General features: G+C 41.8%; 17 protein-coding genes and 1 pseudogene. 17 read left to right on the forward strand and 1 reads right to left on the reverse strand.

Annotation, left to right across the window (positions count from 1 at the left end; translation table 11 throughout):
* Nucleotides 1-92: 92 nt before the first annotated feature.
* A complete protein-coding gene (locus tag DXC04_RS07555; protein ID WP_117537870.1) occupies nt 93-1,109 on the forward strand; it encodes a DUF3878 family protein in 1,017 nt (338 codons plus the stop codon).
* Nucleotides 1,110-1,426: 317 nt separating this feature from the next.
* Here the strand turns inward: DXC04_RS07555 and DXC04_RS07560 are convergent, their stop codons facing one another.
* The gene (locus DXC04_RS07560; protein WP_021860948.1) at nt 1,427-2,491 is read right to left on the reverse strand and encodes a coiled-coil domain-containing protein; all 1,065 of its coding nucleotides are present in this window, start codon (nt 2,489-2,491) and stop codon (nt 1,427-1,429) included.
* 229 nt (nt 2,492-2,720) lie between these two features.
* Here DXC04_RS07560 and DXC04_RS07565 point away from each other — a divergent pair, with 229 nt between their 5' ends.
* The 16 genes and pseudogenes from DXC04_RS07565 (at nt 2,721) to folP (ending at nt 16,221) form a co-directional block, all read left to right on the forward strand.
* Nucleotides 2,721-3,302 carry a DUF1444 family protein gene (locus DXC04_RS07565; protein ID WP_117537802.1) on the forward strand — a complete coding sequence of 194 codons (582 nt, stop codon included), beginning with the start codon at nt 2,721-2,723 and terminating at the stop codon, nt 3,300-3,302.
* The gene (locus tag DXC04_RS07570) at nt 3,292-4,119 is read left to right on the forward strand and encodes an HAD family hydrolase (protein WP_118660624.1); all 828 of its coding nucleotides are present in this window, start codon (nt 3,292-3,294) and stop codon (nt 4,117-4,119) included. The genes DXC04_RS07565 and DXC04_RS07570 overlap by 11 nt, the downstream gene beginning before the upstream one ends.
* Before the next feature lie 83 nt (nt 4,120-4,202).
* Nucleotides 4,203-5,030, forward strand: a complete 828-nt coding sequence (locus DXC04_RS07575) for an undecaprenyl-diphosphate phosphatase (protein WP_118660626.1) — start codon at nt 4,203-4,205, stop codon at nt 5,028-5,030.
* A 122-nt stretch (nt 5,031-5,152) separates the two neighbouring features.
* Nucleotides 5,153-5,956 carry a transporter substrate-binding domain-containing protein gene (locus tag DXC04_RS07580; RefSeq protein ID WP_118660628.1) on the forward strand — a complete coding sequence of 268 codons (804 nt, stop codon included), beginning with the start codon at nt 5,153-5,155 and terminating at the stop codon, nt 5,954-5,956.
* Nucleotides 5,957-5,964: 8 nt separating this feature from the next.
* Complete coding sequence (locus DXC04_RS07585) at nt 5,965-6,654, forward strand: amino acid ABC transporter permease (protein WP_021860943.1); 690 nt, start codon at nt 5,965-5,967, stop codon at nt 6,652-6,654.
* 10 nt (nt 6,655-6,664) lie between these two features.
* On the forward strand, nt 6,665-7,387 hold the full coding sequence (locus tag DXC04_RS07590) for an amino acid ABC transporter ATP-binding protein (protein WP_147323698.1): 723 nt from the start codon (nt 6,665-6,667) through the stop codon (nt 7,385-7,387).
* A gap of 180 nt (nt 7,388-7,567) precedes the next feature.
* On the forward strand, nt 7,568-8,494 hold the full coding sequence (locus DXC04_RS07595) for a DMT family transporter (protein WP_118660630.1): 927 nt from the start codon (nt 7,568-7,570) through the stop codon (nt 8,492-8,494).
* Nucleotides 8,495-8,719: 225 nt separating this feature from the next.
* Nucleotides 8,720-9,283, forward strand: a pseudogene (locus tag DXC04_RS07600) (DEAD/DEAH box helicase); the annotation flags it as partial.
* A gap of 13 nt (nt 9,284-9,296) precedes the next feature.
* Entirely contained in the window at nt 9,297-10,181 is an 885-nt protein-coding gene (locus tag DXC04_RS07605; RefSeq protein ID WP_279220498.1) for a 3'-5' exonuclease, read from the forward strand.
* A 117-nt stretch (nt 10,182-10,298) separates the two neighbouring features.
* A complete protein-coding gene (locus tag DXC04_RS07610) occupies nt 10,299-12,164 on the forward strand; it encodes an acyltransferase family protein (RefSeq protein WP_243112117.1) in 1,866 nt (621 codons plus the stop codon).
* A gap of 159 nt (nt 12,165-12,323) precedes the next feature.
* The gene (locus DXC04_RS16035) at nt 12,324-12,446 is read left to right on the forward strand and encodes a hypothetical protein (protein WP_279220497.1); all 123 of its coding nucleotides are present in this window, start codon (nt 12,324-12,326) and stop codon (nt 12,444-12,446) included.
* Nucleotides 12,447-12,513: 67 nt separating this feature from the next.
* Entirely contained in the window at nt 12,514-12,738 is a 225-nt protein-coding gene (locus DXC04_RS07615) for a hypothetical protein (RefSeq protein ID WP_330426442.1), read from the forward strand.
* A gap of 169 nt (nt 12,739-12,907) precedes the next feature.
* Nucleotides 12,908-14,236: a bifunctional folylpolyglutamate synthase/dihydrofolate synthase gene (locus DXC04_RS07620; protein WP_243112118.1), complete on the forward strand. Its 1,329-nt coding sequence runs from the start codon at nt 12,908-12,910 to the stop codon at nt 14,234-14,236.
* Nucleotides 14,237-14,309: 73 nt separating this feature from the next.
* The gene (gene folE / locus DXC04_RS07625) at nt 14,310-14,867 is read left to right on the forward strand and encodes a GTP cyclohydrolase I FolE (protein WP_118660636.1); all 558 of its coding nucleotides are present in this window, start codon (nt 14,310-14,312) and stop codon (nt 14,865-14,867) included.
* A 50-nt stretch (nt 14,868-14,917) separates the two neighbouring features.
* A complete protein-coding gene (locus tag DXC04_RS07630; protein WP_118660719.1) occupies nt 14,918-15,409 on the forward strand; it encodes an HD domain-containing protein in 492 nt (163 codons plus the stop codon).
* The gene (gene folP, locus DXC04_RS07635; protein WP_118660638.1) at nt 15,406-16,221 is read left to right on the forward strand and encodes a dihydropteroate synthase; all 816 of its coding nucleotides are present in this window, start codon (nt 15,406-15,408) and stop codon (nt 16,219-16,221) included. The genes DXC04_RS07630 and folP overlap by 4 nt, the downstream gene beginning before the upstream one ends.
* Nucleotides 16,222-16,299: the final 78 nt, after the last annotated feature.

The following is a 16,299-nucleotide window of genomic DNA, read 5'->3' on the forward strand; positions in this document are numbered from 1 at the left end:
TCTGTCTGGTGCGTTTTTTTCGATTGGATTTTCCGGCATGATTTGTTAGAATGATATTAAGATCAAAAAATATTACGAAAGCGGATGTCGAAATGGGGTTATTAAATACATTTGATATGTTGGAGGAATTACTGGCACAGAACCAGTTTGAGCTGTTGCCTCCGAATGAAGAGAAAAAAGAAATTCGACTTGTTTATCTGATGAATGATGCAGTCGAGAGCTTTCTTGTATTCAAAGAAGCAAAGATGACCGGATTTTATGAAGAAGGTTATGAAGGTTCGGTTGATGCAACCTTGAAGCGGGACAAGGACCGTTATATTCTGGCGGTACTTTGCGGCGATTCAATGGTAACGATATTTTTTCAGCGGCTGGAATTTGAATATATGCTGTATGATTACGGAGAAATCGGGCATTTCTGGGTGAGAGGCTATGAATATCTCAGACAGTTGGAATATAAAATTGCTATTTTACAGGACAAATGGAAATACCTGGGTGATACCTACTGCACAGAAAGAGAGCAGTGGCTTGTGAAACTTGCCGGATTTCCACCGCTTAGTTATGGCTGTTATCCTTCAGCGCCGAAGAAATATATTGTTCCGAAAGAGCATTTGTGGGTTCCGGACGAAGAAGGAATCAAAGTTCTGGAAGAGATCGCGGCAGAGGCAGAGGATATGAGCCTCGTGCACAGTCTTAAGACTTACCGGAAATATGCATCCGAATGTGTATCGAATCCGGTTCTTGCACGCGTGATGGCAAAATGGATTGCTGTGAAACTGCACCGCAAAAGCCACGCCAAGACAATTGATATCTTGATGCGGAAGTTCCGTCATGCAGGCGCTGTTTATCCAAAACGTAAATACGATGAAGCGTCGATGGAAAAATATAAGCTCATCATGGATGCAGCGAGAAAGCGCAAAATGGAATTAAAAAGAGAAGGAAGGGAAACGGTGATTCTCCGGGAAGAGCCTTTTATTACAGCAAGAGACAGTATTGAATTTCATGTGTACCTGATGATATGGAGAGAAGGAAGACTGAATCGGATGGTGGATATAGAGACATTTGCGCTACCGGGAGATGATTCCGTAGCTCATCAGGTGGAGCAGAGGTAATAGTGAGGTGACAGATAGAATCCAGAACCGGTCAGAAACTTAATGAAAAACTTAAATTTCTGCTGGAAATGTATTGCCAGGGCTCCGTGTATATGACAACGCAGTGGGTATTGGGATATAGAAAATCTACACCGGAGAAGATGCATGCTGTCCGGGTAACCCGAAAGATACAAATGTAGAAGAGTTGAAAGACCTCTTTAGAAAATTAATGTAATTTCGATATCTGTAATTTGCAATATATAAGAAATGAGCAGGCAAAATGAATGCCTGCTCGTTTCTTTTTTTATAATTAGATTATTGAATATATAGTATTAAATCTACCAGAATACATTGCCACCTACATTAATCCCGGCATGTCCGGTAAAGGCAGCCCAGAAGAAATAACAATTCCGGACTTTGTTATGTCTGGCTCCGCCGAGCACTGCTTTGGCAGCAGAATAAGCGGAAGAGGAAGGTCCACGTCCAAGTACACGGTTCAATGCACCATTCCATGTCGGTGCAAACTGACCGGATTGATAAACAACACCGGAAATCGTATTTGGAAAACGGGAACTCTCCACACGGTTCATAATGACTGTTCCAACTGCAAGCATGCCTTCATAAGTAGCACCGGCTTCACATTCCAGAATACCGGCGAGGAGCGCAACATCGGAAGTGTTCGCATTGAACTTCTTGCCGGAATTGGAAGTACCGCCGCCATTGCCGGAACTCTGCTTACCGGTGTTGCCGGATACATCGTTGTTGCGGGCAGTACGCATCGCTTCTTCGGCAGCCTTTGCCTTCTTAAGCTGTGCATTATAATCAGACAGTTTACTCGAAGTATTGGAAATCTTATCACTTAAGTTACTTTTCTGTTCGTTCAGAGAACTCTGCATAGAAGCCAGATCAGCCTGCTGCTTTTTCAATCCGGATTCCTTCTTTGCAACTTCTTCGCGCGCAGTCTGGAACTTATCCAGCATGTTGCGGTCATAGTCACTGATGTTAGAAACGTACTCTGCCTTGTTCAGAAAATCTGCCATATTCTCAGAAGTCAGCAGAATCTCGAATAGAGATACACTCCCACCTTCATACATAAATTTGATACGTTCTTTCATAGACTTGAACTGTGCCTCTTCGTTTAGCTTCGCAGCGGCCAGATCAAGTTTGGCTTTCTCGACCTGTTCGGACATCTTCTCAATCTTACCAGATGTTTTATCCAGTTTCTTGCTAAGTGAAGCAAGATCACTGTTCATGCTATGCAGATCATCCTTGAGATCCGATGTCTTTTTTTCAAGATCTTTTGTAGAAGGGGCAGCATATACGAAAGTCTGGGCAGAAGCAATGGATACGGCACACAGAAGCCCTGTAGCTGCCAGTAAAACTCGTTTCTTTCTATTATTCATTATATACATATCCTTTCTGTTTCTGTGCAAGTGTCAGTATATTATACCGTAACACAGAGGAAGCGTCAAGGCAGTGAGAAGAGGAAAAGGCGGATGTAATTGCTTTCTATAAGAAACTTTGGTAAAATAAAAGATAATGGAAATTTATATATTATTTAACTAATCTAAAGAAAATATTCCAAATTAAGAGATAAACTATATTTGTATAAAGAAGAAAGGGATTCATGAGATGCGCAAATATGAAGAAGAACACTATCAATATGATAAGATCAAAGACAAGATTTATCCATGGGTGAAAAATGAGCTGACAGATCAGCAGGCACTTAATGGTAAGAATTTCTCAGAGAAAGATACACCGGTGATTGGGTTTGCCGGAGATCTGAAGATCATTTTTGTAATTAAGAGAGGCGAAGAAAGCTACGAAGTATTAAAAGATGCTATGCTCCCACCGGAGATCGCAGTGGAGGAGCTGTATCACACAGCATGCGAGAATCTGGTGCGTGACGTAGAATTTGTCATTGGAAATACATGGTACGGCGGATTTGGAATTATTGCGGATGGCGTACATGAGGCAAGTTCTGTGTGCTTTCGCCATATCTGGCAGGTGTGTGCTGACAAATTAAAAGACGATCTGGTTATCTATGTGCCGCACAAAGATACCGTAATCTTTGCACCGGCGAGCCAGCAGAAGGTTGTAGAGCAGCTTCGCGATCATGCAAAAGGAGCCTATGAAGCAGAAGGCGATAAGATCAGTCTGCAGCCGTATTTCTTTTCAAAAGAGAGAAAGGAACTGACAACCTATGAAAATTAAGTGCAGGATTATCGGATTTGATCTGGATGGGACATTGCTGAACAGCGAGAAGCATATCGCAGAGCATACGAGAGAAGTACTGACAAGAGCAATCGAACAGGGAATCTGGATTCTGCCGGTCACAGGAAGACCACTTGGCGGACTGCCAAAAGAAGTCGTAGAATTTCCGGGAGTCCAGTATGCGATTACAGCGAACGGCGCAAGGATCATGGAGATACAGACAGGTGGATGCCTCTATGAACGGCTTGTACCTGTGAAGACAGCTGAGCAGATCATGGAGATTTTCAGTGACTATGACGCACTGCGCGAAGTTTATTATGGTGGAAAAGGATATGCAGAAGCAGAAGAATTTTCCAGAGTCGGAGAATATATGCGTTCTCCGCAGATGGCGGCATATGTACGTGCGACTAGAACACCGGTGCCGGATATTTTACAACTGATTCGTGAAAAAGGGCAGGACACAGACAAAGTACAGGGAGTATTTAAGATAGATGAAGAGCGGACAGAAGCACGTAAGCGTCTAGAAGCAGTAGAAGGTATAGAAGTGACCGGAGCACTTTCCAATAATATAGAAGTAAATGCTGCCGGCGTAGATAAAGGCAATGCAATTTTGTGGTTTGCAGATCATCTGGGAATCCCGCATGAGGAAGTGGCCGGTTTCGGCGATGGCAATAATGATATCCAGCTGCTTAAGAAAGCGGGGATTGGAGTTGCAATGGCAAATGCGACCGATCAGGTAAAAGCAGTTTCCGATTATATTACCGGAACGAACGACGAAGACGGTGTCGCAACATTTATTGAAAAATATATATTGTAAAACACGAAGAAATTAACAGGTGGCAAAGTTTGGAGCTTTCCCACCAGATGTTACTATATATTATAGTAGAAAGGAAAGAAACTATGTTAGACGCATTAAAAGTTATTATTCTCGGAATTGTAGAAGGAATTACCGAGTGGCTTCCGGTCAGCAGTACCGGACATCTGATTCTGGTAGGTGATGTATTGTCACCGAATTTAAGTCATGATTTTATGGAAATGTTTAATGTCGTGATCCAGCTTGGAGCGATTATGGCGGTCGTTGTATTATATTTCCACAAATTGAACCCATTTTCACCGAAGAAGACTCATAAGCAGAAATTGCTGACATGGCAGATGTGGATCAAAGTAGCCATTGCATGTGTACCGGCAGCAGTTGTTGGTATTTTGTTAAATGACTGGCTGGATTCTGTATTTTATAAACCACTTCCGGTTTCAATCATGCTGATCGTCTATGGTATTCTGTTTATTGTTGTTGAAAATCGTAATAAAAACAGAAAACCAGAGGTTACGAAGATTTCAGAACTGGATATCCGTATGTTGCTCTGGATCGGTGCCTTCCAGATGCTTGCACTGATTCCGGGGACATCCAGATCCGGTGCAACAATCGTCGGAGCATTGCTAATCGGTGTGTCCAGAGAAGTGGCAGCAGAATTTACATTTTTCCTTGCAATTCCGGTTATGTTCGGAGCAAGTTTACTGAAGCTTGTCAAATTTGGATTTGCATTTACAGGAGCTGAGGTTGGCTATCTGATGCTCGGATGTATCGTATCCTTCGGACTGTCCATCGTAGCGATCAAGTTCTTAATGAATTATATTAAGAAAAATGACTTCAAAGTATTTGGATATTACCGTATCATTCTCGGTGCAATCATCATAATTATGACGGTTGTAAAAGCATTTCTTGCATAAAAATACTTGCCTTTTATTTGAAACATGGTAAAATGAAGGTTATAGCTGTATGATTATACAGAATCTTGTTTAATACGATACAAGTTGTATGAATGAGAAAGATCATTTTAGGAGGAAGAAATATGAAGTTCAAGAAGTTAGTAAGTGTTGTTTTAGTAGCTGCCTGTGTATTTTCACTTGCAGCATGCGGAAGTGACAAGAAAAGCGAAGACAAAAAAGTAGAAGTAACAAAAGCAGAAGATCTGAAAGATCTTACAATTGGTGTTCAGCAGGGAACAACCGGAGATCTGGAAAGTTCTAAGATCGTAAAGAAAGATACACAGATGAAACGTTATCCAAAGGGTGCAGCAGCAGTACAGGCTCTGGAATCTGGAAAATTAGACTGTGTTGTTATCGATGCTCAGCCGGCTAAGAAGTTTGTTGAGAAGAATGACAATCTGAAGATCATTGACGGTATCTTTGATGATGAGCAGTATGCAATCTGCGTGAAAAAAGGTAATTCCAAACTGTTAAAAGAAATGAATACAGCATTAGAAGAACTGAAAAAAGACGGAACAGTTGATAAGATCATCGGTAACTACATCGGTGATGATGCAGGTAAATATCAGTACAAAACTCCGGAAGGAACAGATACTTCCAAAGGAACACTTGTAATGGCAACAAATGCTGAGTTTGAACCATATGAATATCACGAAGGAGATGCTATTGTAGGTATCGATGTTGATATGTCACAGGCAATCTGCGATAAGATAGGATACAAATTAAAAGTAGAAGATATGGAATTTGATTCTATTCTCCCGGCAGTTGCAGCAGGAAAAGCTGATTTCGGTGCAGCAGGTATGACAGTAACAGATGAGAGAAAAGAAAATGCCGATTTCACAGATACATATGCTAACGCTTCACAGGTAGTGATCGTTAAGAAATAGGAGTAATCATGGCAGATTTTTCAGCAAAGTTTTATGCGAACTTTATAAAGGATGACCGTTGGCTCGGTCTTGTGAGCGGTCTCAAGGTGACAATTATTGTCACCTTAGAGGCTTTGCTTTTAGGTGTTATCATTGGTTTTATTGTAGCGATCATTCGTTCTTACCATGATAAGACAAACAAATTAAAGATATTAAATGCAATCTGTAAAGTGTACCTGACAGTGATCCGTGGAACACCGACGATGATCCAGATCTTGATCATGTATCTGGTTGTGTTCGGCTCTTCTTCACTGGATTCCATTATCATCGGTGGTATTGCCTTTGGTATTAATTCCGGTGCATATGTTGCAGAGATTGTGCGTTCCGGTATTATGTCTATTCCAATCGGACAGACAGAAGCAGGACGAAGCCTGGGACTTAATTATGCACAGACAATGCGTCTGATCATCGTTCCGCAGGCATTTAAAAATGTGCTTCCGGCGCTGGTAAATGAGATGATCGTGCTGATCAAAGAGACAGCGATCATCGGTTATATCGGGGAGCAGGATTTGACAAAGGCGGCAATGATTATTCAGAGCCGTACATTCGATGCATTTATGCCTCTTCTGGCGGCAGCAGTCATTTATCTGGCACTTGTTATGCTGCTGACATTCTTTATGAATAAGCTGGAAAGGAGGTTGAGAAACAGTGAGCGATAATAAGGATACAATGATCCAGGTCAAAGACCTGCATAAATCATTTGGAAAAAATAATGTACTCAACGGTATCTCAACAGATATTAAAAAAGGTGAAGTGGTTGTAGTTATCGGACCATCCGGCTCCGGTAAATCTACATTTCTCCGTTCTTTAAATCTTCTGGAGCAGCCAACAAGCGGTTCGATCATTTTTGACGGAGATGAGATTACAGATCCGAAGACCAATATCGACCTGCACAGACAGAAGATGGGAATGGTATTCCAGCATTTTAATCTGTTTCCACACAAGACGATCCGTGAAAATATTACGCTGGCTCCGGTCACACTGAAAAAAATGACAAAAGAAGAAGCTGATAAAAGAGCGGATGAGTTACTGGAACGAGTAGGACTTGCTGACAAAGCAAATGCTTACCCGGAGCAGTTATCCGGTGGACAGAAACAGCGAATTGCCATTGTAAGATCACTGGCGATGGATCCGGAAGTGATGCTTTTCGATGAACCGACTTCCGCACTTGATCCGGAGATGGTTGGAGAAGTTCTGGATCTCATGAAGCAGCTCGCGAGAGAAGGAATGACAATGGTCGTTGTCACACATGAGATGGGATTTGCCAGAGAAGTTGGAACACGAGTTGTGTTCATCGATGAAGGCAAGATCAAAGAACAGGCAGAACCGGAGGAATTTTTCAGTAATCCAAAAGATGAGAGACTGAAAGAATTTTTGAGTAAGATATTATAAATAATAACTATTCAGAACGCTTATGAATAAGAAAACTGATACTTCATATTTATGGGGTATCAGTTTTTTGTTAGGAAATGTTTTTACAAAATGTTTTCTTTGGAAGCGATAGTAGTTTATAATAGTGAATAACAGAAAATAACAATTTATATCATACAACAGGAAAGAGAGTATAAACTAATGACGCAAAAACAAAGCACATTAACCAGAACCGGCATCGTGGCGCTTCTTGCCTGCGTTTGCTGCATTTTATGGGGCAGTGCAATACCAATGATAAAAACAGGATATCACCTTATGCAGATGGACTCAGCAGATACGGCAAGCCAGATTGTCTTTGCCGGAATACGGTTTACGCTGGCGGGACTGCTGGTTCTGGCATTTACATCAATAAGAGAGAAAAAGGTGATGTTTCCTGATAAAGAAGTCCTGAAATACGCGATACCGGTTTGCCTGGCGCAGACAGTCGGACAGTATTTTTTCTTCTACATAGGTGTTGCAAATACATCAGGTGTGAAAGGTGGTATTATTACCGGACTTGGCAATTTTATTGCAATTTTGCTATCCTGTCTGGTATTTAGAAATGAACGTATGACGGTACGAAAATCAGCAGGTTGCATACTGGGATTTGCCGGAGTTGTTGTGATCAACATCATGGGAAATTCTCTGGACATGGGATTTAAGCTGACTGGTGAAGGGTTTATTCTGATCGCACAGCTTTCCTATGGAATTTCTACCGTATTGATCAATATATTTTCAAGAAAAGTTTCTCCGGTAATATTAAGCGGAACACAGTTTACAATGGGCGGAATCGTGCTGACATTGATCGGCACCGGAATGGGCGGACACCTTGGAAATGTCACGATTGGCGGTGTAGTAATTATTTTCTATCTTGCAATGGTTTCGGCGGTTGCATATACGCTCTGGTCGGTGCTTCTTGCATGGAATGATGTCTCAAAAGTTGCGATTTTCGGGTTTGTGAATCCATTGTGCAGTGTGATATTATCTGCGCTGATATTAGGAGAGGTACGTCAGGCATTTAATATTGGAAGTCTGGTGGCTTTACTTTTGGTCTGCACCGGAATATATATTGTCAATCATAAGAAATAGTAGGATATTAAAACCACAAAGAAAGGAACACGCATGGGAAATGAATCAGGCGAATGGATCATTTCATAGAGGAGAAGGAAGACACAGAGATTTTCTCGAACGAATTGAAGAAATTAGGAAATATTTTATGATTATTATTAGGTGGCATTTTAATGTGGCGAGAACAACAGTTCTGTGCTATACTTAAATGCGAATATATGTTCGGGGACAGAGGGCTGGAAATACATGACAGAAGAATTCAGAGATTATATTATTCATACAAGAAAGATACCGGCAAAAGAGGCGGTTTGTGAAGCATATCCAGAATCGCTTAAGGATGAGCTGAGAGATTATCTTAAAGAGAACGGATATCAGCAGCTTTATTCGCATCAGGTGGAGATGTTCAAAACTGCGGAAGCGGGAAAGAATGTCGTGATCACAACTTCAACGGCGAGTGGTAAGACGCTGGCATTTCTGCTTCCGGTTTTGCAGGAGATTCTTGAGAATCCGCTGGCGAGAGCGATTTTTGTTTACCCGACGAAGGCACTGGCAAGCGACCAGTATCGTGCCCTGCAGCCGGCGATTGAGTTTTTCGGTGACGGGAAGATATCTGCCGGGGTATATGATGGAGATACGAAACCGGCAGAGCGTACGAGAATCAGACAGAGCGCAAATATTATCCTGACGAACCCGGAGATGTTAAATGGAGCTTTTTTGCCAAATCACAGCAATTACGGGTTTGATACGATTTTCGCAAATCTTAAATATATTGTCATTGATGAATTACATTCTTACCGCGGAGCGGCTGGGTATTGAAAAATCTATGTGGGGATTCGGCACATTCCACAGTGTAGCAAGACAGCTTCTCTGTAAATATCTTCCTGAAAAATGTACAGTCGAAGGTACAGATAGAGCAGTGAATCAGAATGAGACAACCGACTGGAATCGTGAATTTGAAGTGATAGAATCGGAAGAAGAGCTGCAGATGCTGCTTGACCTTGCAGATGCGAACGGATATAAGATCAAGTATAAGAACCGTCTGCAGGCGGAAATTTTGGAAAAGGTATTTGAAAGAGCGGAATTGCCGGTTACATTTTCCAATGTCGGAAAAGAAGGAGAAGTACTACATTTTATGACGTTGCATGCATCAAAAGGTCTGGAATTCGATTATGTATTTATTGTCGGATTGAATCAGGGACTGATTCCCCTTCGGTGCACCGGTATGGAGCAGGAAGAAGAGGAGATGCGTCTGTTTTTCGTAGGGCTTACCCGTGCGAGAAAGAATCTGGAATTATCTTATTACACGAATCCGACAATTCCCGGTGTGTTTGAAGCACCGAGCAGATATCTGAAGCGCCTGCCGGAGCATTTGCTTGACTGGGAAGAAAAACCGGGAAGCGAAGAGCGAAAAGCAAATTTACAGAGTTTAAGACGGCAGGCAGTAGAAACGATAAGGAGAAAATCTGCGGAGGAAAATATGGCAGAAACAGAGCCTGTAAAACAAGAAGAAAGACAGACAGAAACAGAGTCTGTAAAACAAGAAGAAAGACAGACAAATACAGAAGAGCGGGTTGTACGGAGAGGCAGACATTCAAAGTACGGTGAAGGCATTATCACATCAGAAGATGATATGACGATAGAAATGGAATTTCCGGGATATGGCAAGAAACAGTTTCTGAAAGCATTCGGAGAAATAGAAGTATTATAATAAGAAAACTTAAAGAAATATTAACTATTTAAGAAAGCGCAGAGGAAGGAGCATATGTTATAATCAATAGATAAAACGACAACATACGAAAGACAGCATACGAATGAGGAAAAGAAAATGGAAAAGAAAATACAGAAAAAGAGAAAGTATATCAAAGAAATTGACGGATTAAGGGCACTTGCTGTAATCATGGTTCTGGCATATCATCTGAAGATGCCATTTGCGAAGAGCGGGTTATTGGGAGTAACCGTATTTTTTGTAATATCCGGCTACTTGATCACAGGAATTCTGATAAATGAGATAGAAGAAAGCGGTGGCGTAGATCTGAAGAACTTCTGGCTGCGGCGAATCCGAAGACTGCTGCCGGCAGTACTCTCCATGGCAGTTGTGATGATCTTCGTCAGCGCAGTCGTGAACCGAGTTGTATTTACGAAAGGTTGTAATGATTTGTTATCCGCAGTGTTTGGGTATAACAACTGGTGGCAGATTTTCAGAAAAGTATCCTATTTTGAAAATGCAGGAGCGCCTTCTCCATTTACCCACTGCTGGTCATTGGCGATTGAGACACAGTTTTATTTGATTTATCCAATCCTTTTGATTCTGTTATCGAAGGCAAGAAACAGAGGAAAAGTGTTTGCGGCAGTCACAGCAGTGCTTGCGATGATCTCAGTAGTATTGATGGGCGTACTCTACAGCCCGGACGGAGATCCGAGCCGCGTATATTATGGAACAGACACAAGAGCATTTTCTCTTCTGATCGGAGCGTTGGCTGCGATCCAGAAGGAATATCATATTATAAAGGTAAAGCTGCGGGGAAAACTATGGGCAGTGATCGGAAGTATTTCTGTATTGATCCTGATCGGAATGATGATGCTCATCAGCTCCTACAGCAGTTTCTTATATTATGGAGGTCAGGCAATCGTATCTGTCCTGGCGGCATTTGTTGTATATGCAGTGACAGTAAGCAGAAGCCTTTTAAATATAATATTAGGCTCCAACATACTGAAATGGATCGGAGACCGCTCTTACAGTATTTATCTGTGGCACTATCCGATTATTGTGCTGATGAGCGGCGGAAAGAGAGCGGCATGGTGGATTGTGATTTTAGAAGTAGTCTTAAGTGTGGGGTTTGCAGAACTTTCCTATCGTTTTATTGAGACACCGGTCCGTCATGGGATTATCGGAGAATATATCGGAATCATCAACAGCAGACCGCATAACAGAAGAGAACGTCATAGACAGATCCAGGTGGCACGGAGAAGTCTTAAGGCGATGGCAGCAGTATTAGCCACAGGACTTGCATTAAGCTTATGTATTGCATTTGTTCCGAAGAAGACAACACTGGATACGGTAGCAAAGCGTGAAAAGAAAGCAACCGAAGTAACAAAGCTGACGAATCAGAAATTAAAAGAACAGAAAGCGAAAGCAAAAAAGACAGCAAAGACCAGCAAGAGTACAATGACGGATGAAGAACTGCTGAAAAATGTACAGATGCTGCTGATCGGTGATTCCATTACTGTAGATGTAACAGATTATTTTTACAAAGTACTTCCAAACAGTATCAGCGATACGAAGATCGGACGTTCTACCCTGACAGGAGTGAAAGTATTTGACGAATACCAGACACAGAAGAAATGGGACGGCGATGGCGTGATCTTTGCACTTGGAACAAATGGTCCAATGTACGATACACTTGGACGAATAAGACAGAAAGTCGGAGACAAACCACTGTTCCTGACCACTGTCCATGCTCCGAAGGAAGATTTTGAGGGTTCTAATAATGAAGAAATCCGCAAGTTTGTCAAAGAACACGAGCATACCTATCTGATCGACTGGTATACGGCAAGTGCAGATCATCCGGAATATTTTGACCAGGACGATACACATTTGCTTCCGAAAGGGGCAGAAGCTTATGCGCAGTGCATCAAAGATGCTGTTTTAAAGGCAATGCGCACGGAAGAAAAGGTGAATGATAAAGTATAAAGCCTTCTTGCGAACCGGCGTCTGACAGCAAATGCATTTGCAGAAGATATCCGCAAGAGTAAAGAAGCAGGAATGAATGCACATATTTCCAAGCCGATACAGTTAGATAAGATGGTCTGTGTAATCGCAGGACTGGTACAGGATAACTGATTACAGTAGATGAAATCAAGACTGGATAACAGTACGAGAAGACCACCGCCGGCAGTGTATTATATAAGAAGCTGGTGTTCCTGGCTCCAGAGTGCGGCAAATTCCATGAACTGCTTCAAAGCCGGTATTTGATGGGACAAAAGTCAAAGCCGGAGCAACGATCAGTTGTGTCGGCACTTATGAGCCACATAAGCATGAAATGGATCCGGCGATCCTTCCAAGAGCATCTAAAATCATCTGCGATTCCAAAGAGGCGGCGCTTTCTGAGACCGGAGATTTATTGATTCCGATAAAGGACGGTAGCATTTCAGAAAAGGATATACTTGGAAGCAGGAAAAGGAATGAACTGGGGTTAAGGCAGACATATAACATAGAGATATTAAGAGGTACAGCAACAATGAAAAATGGTTGCTGTACCTCTTAACTTTTAAGATTATTCCTGACAGGAACGGGATAAAATATATGAATTATAGACAAAAGAGAAAGTGCTTATTAATAAAAATGATACTATAGGGTAGTGATTTTTCTTGAGAGAATGAAAGGTTAGTGCTATTATGAAGAGGTTAGAACAATTTCAGAAAGGAAATAGAAACGTGACTTATAAAGAAGCAAGGGTATATCTGGATGCGATGTCCAGATACGGAAGTGTACTTGGCTTGGATACGATTCGGGGACTGCTTGAGGAACTGGGGAATCCACAGGAGGATTTAAAGTTCATTCATATTGCCGGAACAAACGGAAAAGGATCTGTGCTTGCGTATACTTCAACAATATTAAGTAAAGCAAGATACAGGACAGGACGATATGTTTCACCGACAGTGCTCTCCTATCGTGAGAAGATTCAGGTGGATGGAGAATGGATCTCCGAAAACGAACTTACAGAGTTGACGGAAGAGATAAAAGAAGCGATTGCCGGATTAGAAACAGCAGGTGCACCGATACCGACGCTGTTTGAAGTTGAGACGGCAATGGCTTTTTTATATTTTAAGAAAAAAAGCTGTGATTTGGTTGTGCTGGAATCCGGACTCGGCGGAAGACTGGATGCAACGAATATTGTAAAGACAACTGTGTTGGCGGCATTTGCAACAATCAGTATGGATCATATTGGGATTTTGGGAAATACAATCGAAGAAATTGCAGCAGATAAATGTGAGATTATTAAATCGGGATGTAAAGTTGTGTCTGCAAAACAGAAGCCGGAAGTGAAAAAGATACTGGAAGAAAAGGCAGAAAGAACAGGCTGCCCGTTTACGGAGGCAAAACCGGAACTTTTGATAATACAAAAAGAAACATACAAAGGAATGGATGTAGAAACACCGGATTTTGGAAATCTTCATAGTGGACTTACAGGTGAATATCAAAAAGAAAATCTGGCAACAGCGCTGGAGATAGTTTGTGCGCTTCGAAAAGAAGGATACAAAATACCGGAAGAAGCTGTGCAAATTGGTGTGGCAGAGACAAAGTGGCCGGGAAGATTTACCAGTCTGCGGGAGAATCCACCTTTGATTGTTGATGGCGCACACAATGAAGATGCAGCAAAAAAGCTCGCTATATCAATAAGACGATATTTTCCGAATTACAGGATCCACCTGATTATGGGCGTTTTTAAAGATAAAGAATATAAAAAGATCACAGCATTGTTGTGTCCGGACGCAGAGTGTGTATATGCGATTCATCTTCCGAATGAAGAACGCACATTATTGGCAGGAGTGCTTGCGGAAGACGCAGCGAAATATTGTGAAAACGTAATTGCATTTGAAAAAGCAGACGCACATAGTGATTTGGAAGAGGCATTGAAGACTGCATATAGAAATGCAAAAAAAGAGATAGAAGAGAATCAGAAATCCGTTGTGATTGCCTGCGGTTCTCTATCTTATCTGGGAGATGTGATTCAGATTGTGGAAACATGGGATAAAGCATGAAAGTGATATATTTGCAGAAAACAACATTTTTGATAGAATAAAACAGATAGTAGAAATATAGAGGGAGAGAGACATGATCGATCATGAGAAAATAGAACAGGCAGTCCGTTTATTACTGGAAGGTATGGGAGAGGATATAACAAGGGAAGGCCTTAAAGATACACCGGACAGAATTGCCAGAATGTACGAGGAAATTTATGGCGGAATGGACGAAGATGCAGGAGTCCATCTGGCAAAAACATTTACCGTAGACAGCAGCGAGATGGTTATTGAAAAAGACATCACATTTTATTCAACCTGTGAACATCATCTGCTTCCGTTTTATGGGAAAGCACATATCGCTTATATTCCGGACGGAAAAGTTGTAGGACTTAGCAAACTGGCACGAACAGTAGAAGTGTTTGCAAGAAGGCTGCAGTTACAGGAACAACTGACCGGACAGATTGCCGATGCGCTGATGCAGTATATGTGTCCGAAAGGCGCAATGGTTATGGTAGAAGCAGAGCATATGTGTATGACAATGCGCGGCATTAAAAAGCCGGGAAGTCAGACCGTGACAATTGCAAGAAGAGGCGTATTTGAAACCGATCCGACTCTGGAAGAGCGGTTCTTCCGGATGCTTGGGAAATAGATGAAATGGCGAAGAGGAAGTTAATGGAACATGCAGAGAAAGAACAGAAGATGGAACGGCTAAATACAGTACTCAGACATCCGTTATATCAGCAGTATTACAAAGAACTGAGAGAAGAAGAAAGAGACAGGATCTTCTGCTGTCATCAGATGGAACATTTGTTAGATGTAGCAAGAATTGCATATATTCGGAACTTAGAAAATAATCTTGGATATTCGAAGGAATTGCTGTATACGACAGCGATTTTACATGATATCGGAAAAGCATTGCAATACAAAGAAAAGATTCCGCACGAGATTGCCGGAGCGCAGATTGCAGAGAAGATTCTGGATTCACTGCCAGAGGCAGTCTCCTATACGGAAGAAGAAAAAAAAGAAATTTTGACAGCCATCCGTGGGCATCGCAGAGAACGAAAAGATATGACAAAGTTGGAAAGACTTTTATACGAAAGTGATAAATGTTCCAGAAATTGCTTTGCCTGCCCAGCGAAAAAAGAATGTAACTGGAGTGAAGAAAAGAAAAACAGGGAGATACAGATATGATCATCGGGAAAAAAGAGTTTGATATTAAAAATGAAACGTATGTAATGGGAATTTTAAACGTAACGCCGGATTCATTTTCGGATGGAGGAAAATATAACGGTATGGATAGAGCACTTGCACATGCAAAACAGATGATAGACGAAGGTGCTGCGATCATTGATGTAGGGGGCGAATCGACAAGACCGGGGCATGTACAGATTACGGAGGATGAAGAGATTGCAAGAGTAACACCGGTTATCGAAAGACTGAAACAGGAGTTTGCTGTTCCTGTTTCCATCGACACTTACAAGAGCAGAGTTGCCGAAGCGGCACTTCAGGCGGGTGCTGATCTGGTGAATGACATCTGGGGATTAAAATACGACCCGAAGATGGCAGGAGTGATTACAAAGTATGATGTGGCATGCTGCCTGATGCATAACCGGGAAAAAGCAGAATATACAGATTTTCTGACGGATTTCATGACAGATATGGAGGAGTGTGTGACACTTGCAAAAAAAGCAGGTATTTCAGAGGATAAGATTATTCTTGATCCGGGTGTAGGATTTGGAAAAACTTGTGAGATGAATCTGGAAATCATTGATAAAATGGAATGCCTGAACAAGCTCGGCTATCCGGTGCTTCTCGGTACGTCGCGCAAATCTGTGATCGGACTTACTCTTGATCTTCCGGTAGAAGAAAGAGAAGAAGGAACGCTTGTTACAACTGTATATGGTGTACAGAAAGGTTGTGCGTTTGTGCGTGTGCATGATGTACAGAAAAATCTTCGCGCAATCCGCATGACGCAGGCAATTATGCGTGAGCATGAAGTGTAAAATATGGGAAACAGGTAGCTGATTAGGACAATAATACTCATGAAGTTTTGCAAACAGGAAAGCAGACTGGCAGAAAGA

It is taken from the genome of Dorea sp. OM07-5, from assembly GCF_003481355.1.
In the GTDB taxonomy this organism is placed as follows: domain Bacteria; phylum Bacillota; class Clostridia; order Lachnospirales; family Lachnospiraceae; genus Dorea_D; species Dorea_D hominis.

Coding starts and splice junctions, on each gene's coding strand:
- DXC04_RS07615 (WP_330426442.1), top strand. CDS start 12,514: ATGGATCCGGCGATCCTTCCAAGAGCATCTAAAATCATCTGCGATTCC.
- DXC04_RS07560 (WP_021860948.1), bottom strand. CDS start 2,491: ATGAATAATAGAAAGAAACGAGTTTTACTGGCAGCTACAGGGCTTCTG.
- DXC04_RS07565 (WP_117537802.1), top strand. CDS start 2,721: ATGCGCAAATATGAAGAAGAACACTATCAATATGATAAGATCAAAGAC.
- DXC04_RS07570 (WP_118660624.1), top strand. CDS start 3,292: ATGAAAATTAAGTGCAGGATTATCGGATTTGATCTGGATGGGACATTG.
- DXC04_RS07575 (WP_118660626.1), top strand. CDS start 4,203: ATGTTAGACGCATTAAAAGTTATTATTCTCGGAATTGTAGAAGGAATT.
- DXC04_RS07630 (WP_118660719.1), top strand. CDS start 14,918: ATGGAACGGCTAAATACAGTACTCAGACATCCGTTATATCAGCAGTAT.
- DXC04_RS16035 (WP_279220497.1), top strand. CDS start 12,324: ATGAAATCAAGACTGGATAACAGTACGAGAAGACCACCGCCGGCAGTG.
- DXC04_RS07590 (WP_147323698.1), top strand. CDS start 6,665: ATGATCCAGGTCAAAGACCTGCATAAATCATTTGGAAAAAATAATGTA.
- DXC04_RS07595 (WP_118660630.1), top strand. CDS start 7,568: ATGACGCAAAAACAAAGCACATTAACCAGAACCGGCATCGTGGCGCTT.
- folP (WP_118660638.1), top strand. CDS start 15,406: ATGATCATCGGGAAAAAAGAGTTTGATATTAAAAATGAAACGTATGTA.
- DXC04_RS07580 (WP_118660628.1), top strand. CDS start 5,153: ATGAAGTTCAAGAAGTTAGTAAGTGTTGTTTTAGTAGCTGCCTGTGTA.
- DXC04_RS07605 (WP_279220498.1), top strand. CDS start 9,297: ATGTGGGGATTCGGCACATTCCACAGTGTAGCAAGACAGCTTCTCTGT.
- folE (WP_118660636.1), top strand. CDS start 14,310: ATGATCGATCATGAGAAAATAGAACAGGCAGTCCGTTTATTACTGGAA.
- DXC04_RS07610 (WP_243112117.1), top strand. CDS start 10,299: ATGGAAAAGAAAATACAGAAAAAGAGAAAGTATATCAAAGAAATTGAC.
- DXC04_RS07585 (WP_021860943.1), top strand. CDS start 5,965: ATGGCAGATTTTTCAGCAAAGTTTTATGCGAACTTTATAAAGGATGAC.
- DXC04_RS07555 (WP_117537870.1), top strand. CDS start 93: ATGGGGTTATTAAATACATTTGATATGTTGGAGGAATTACTGGCACAG.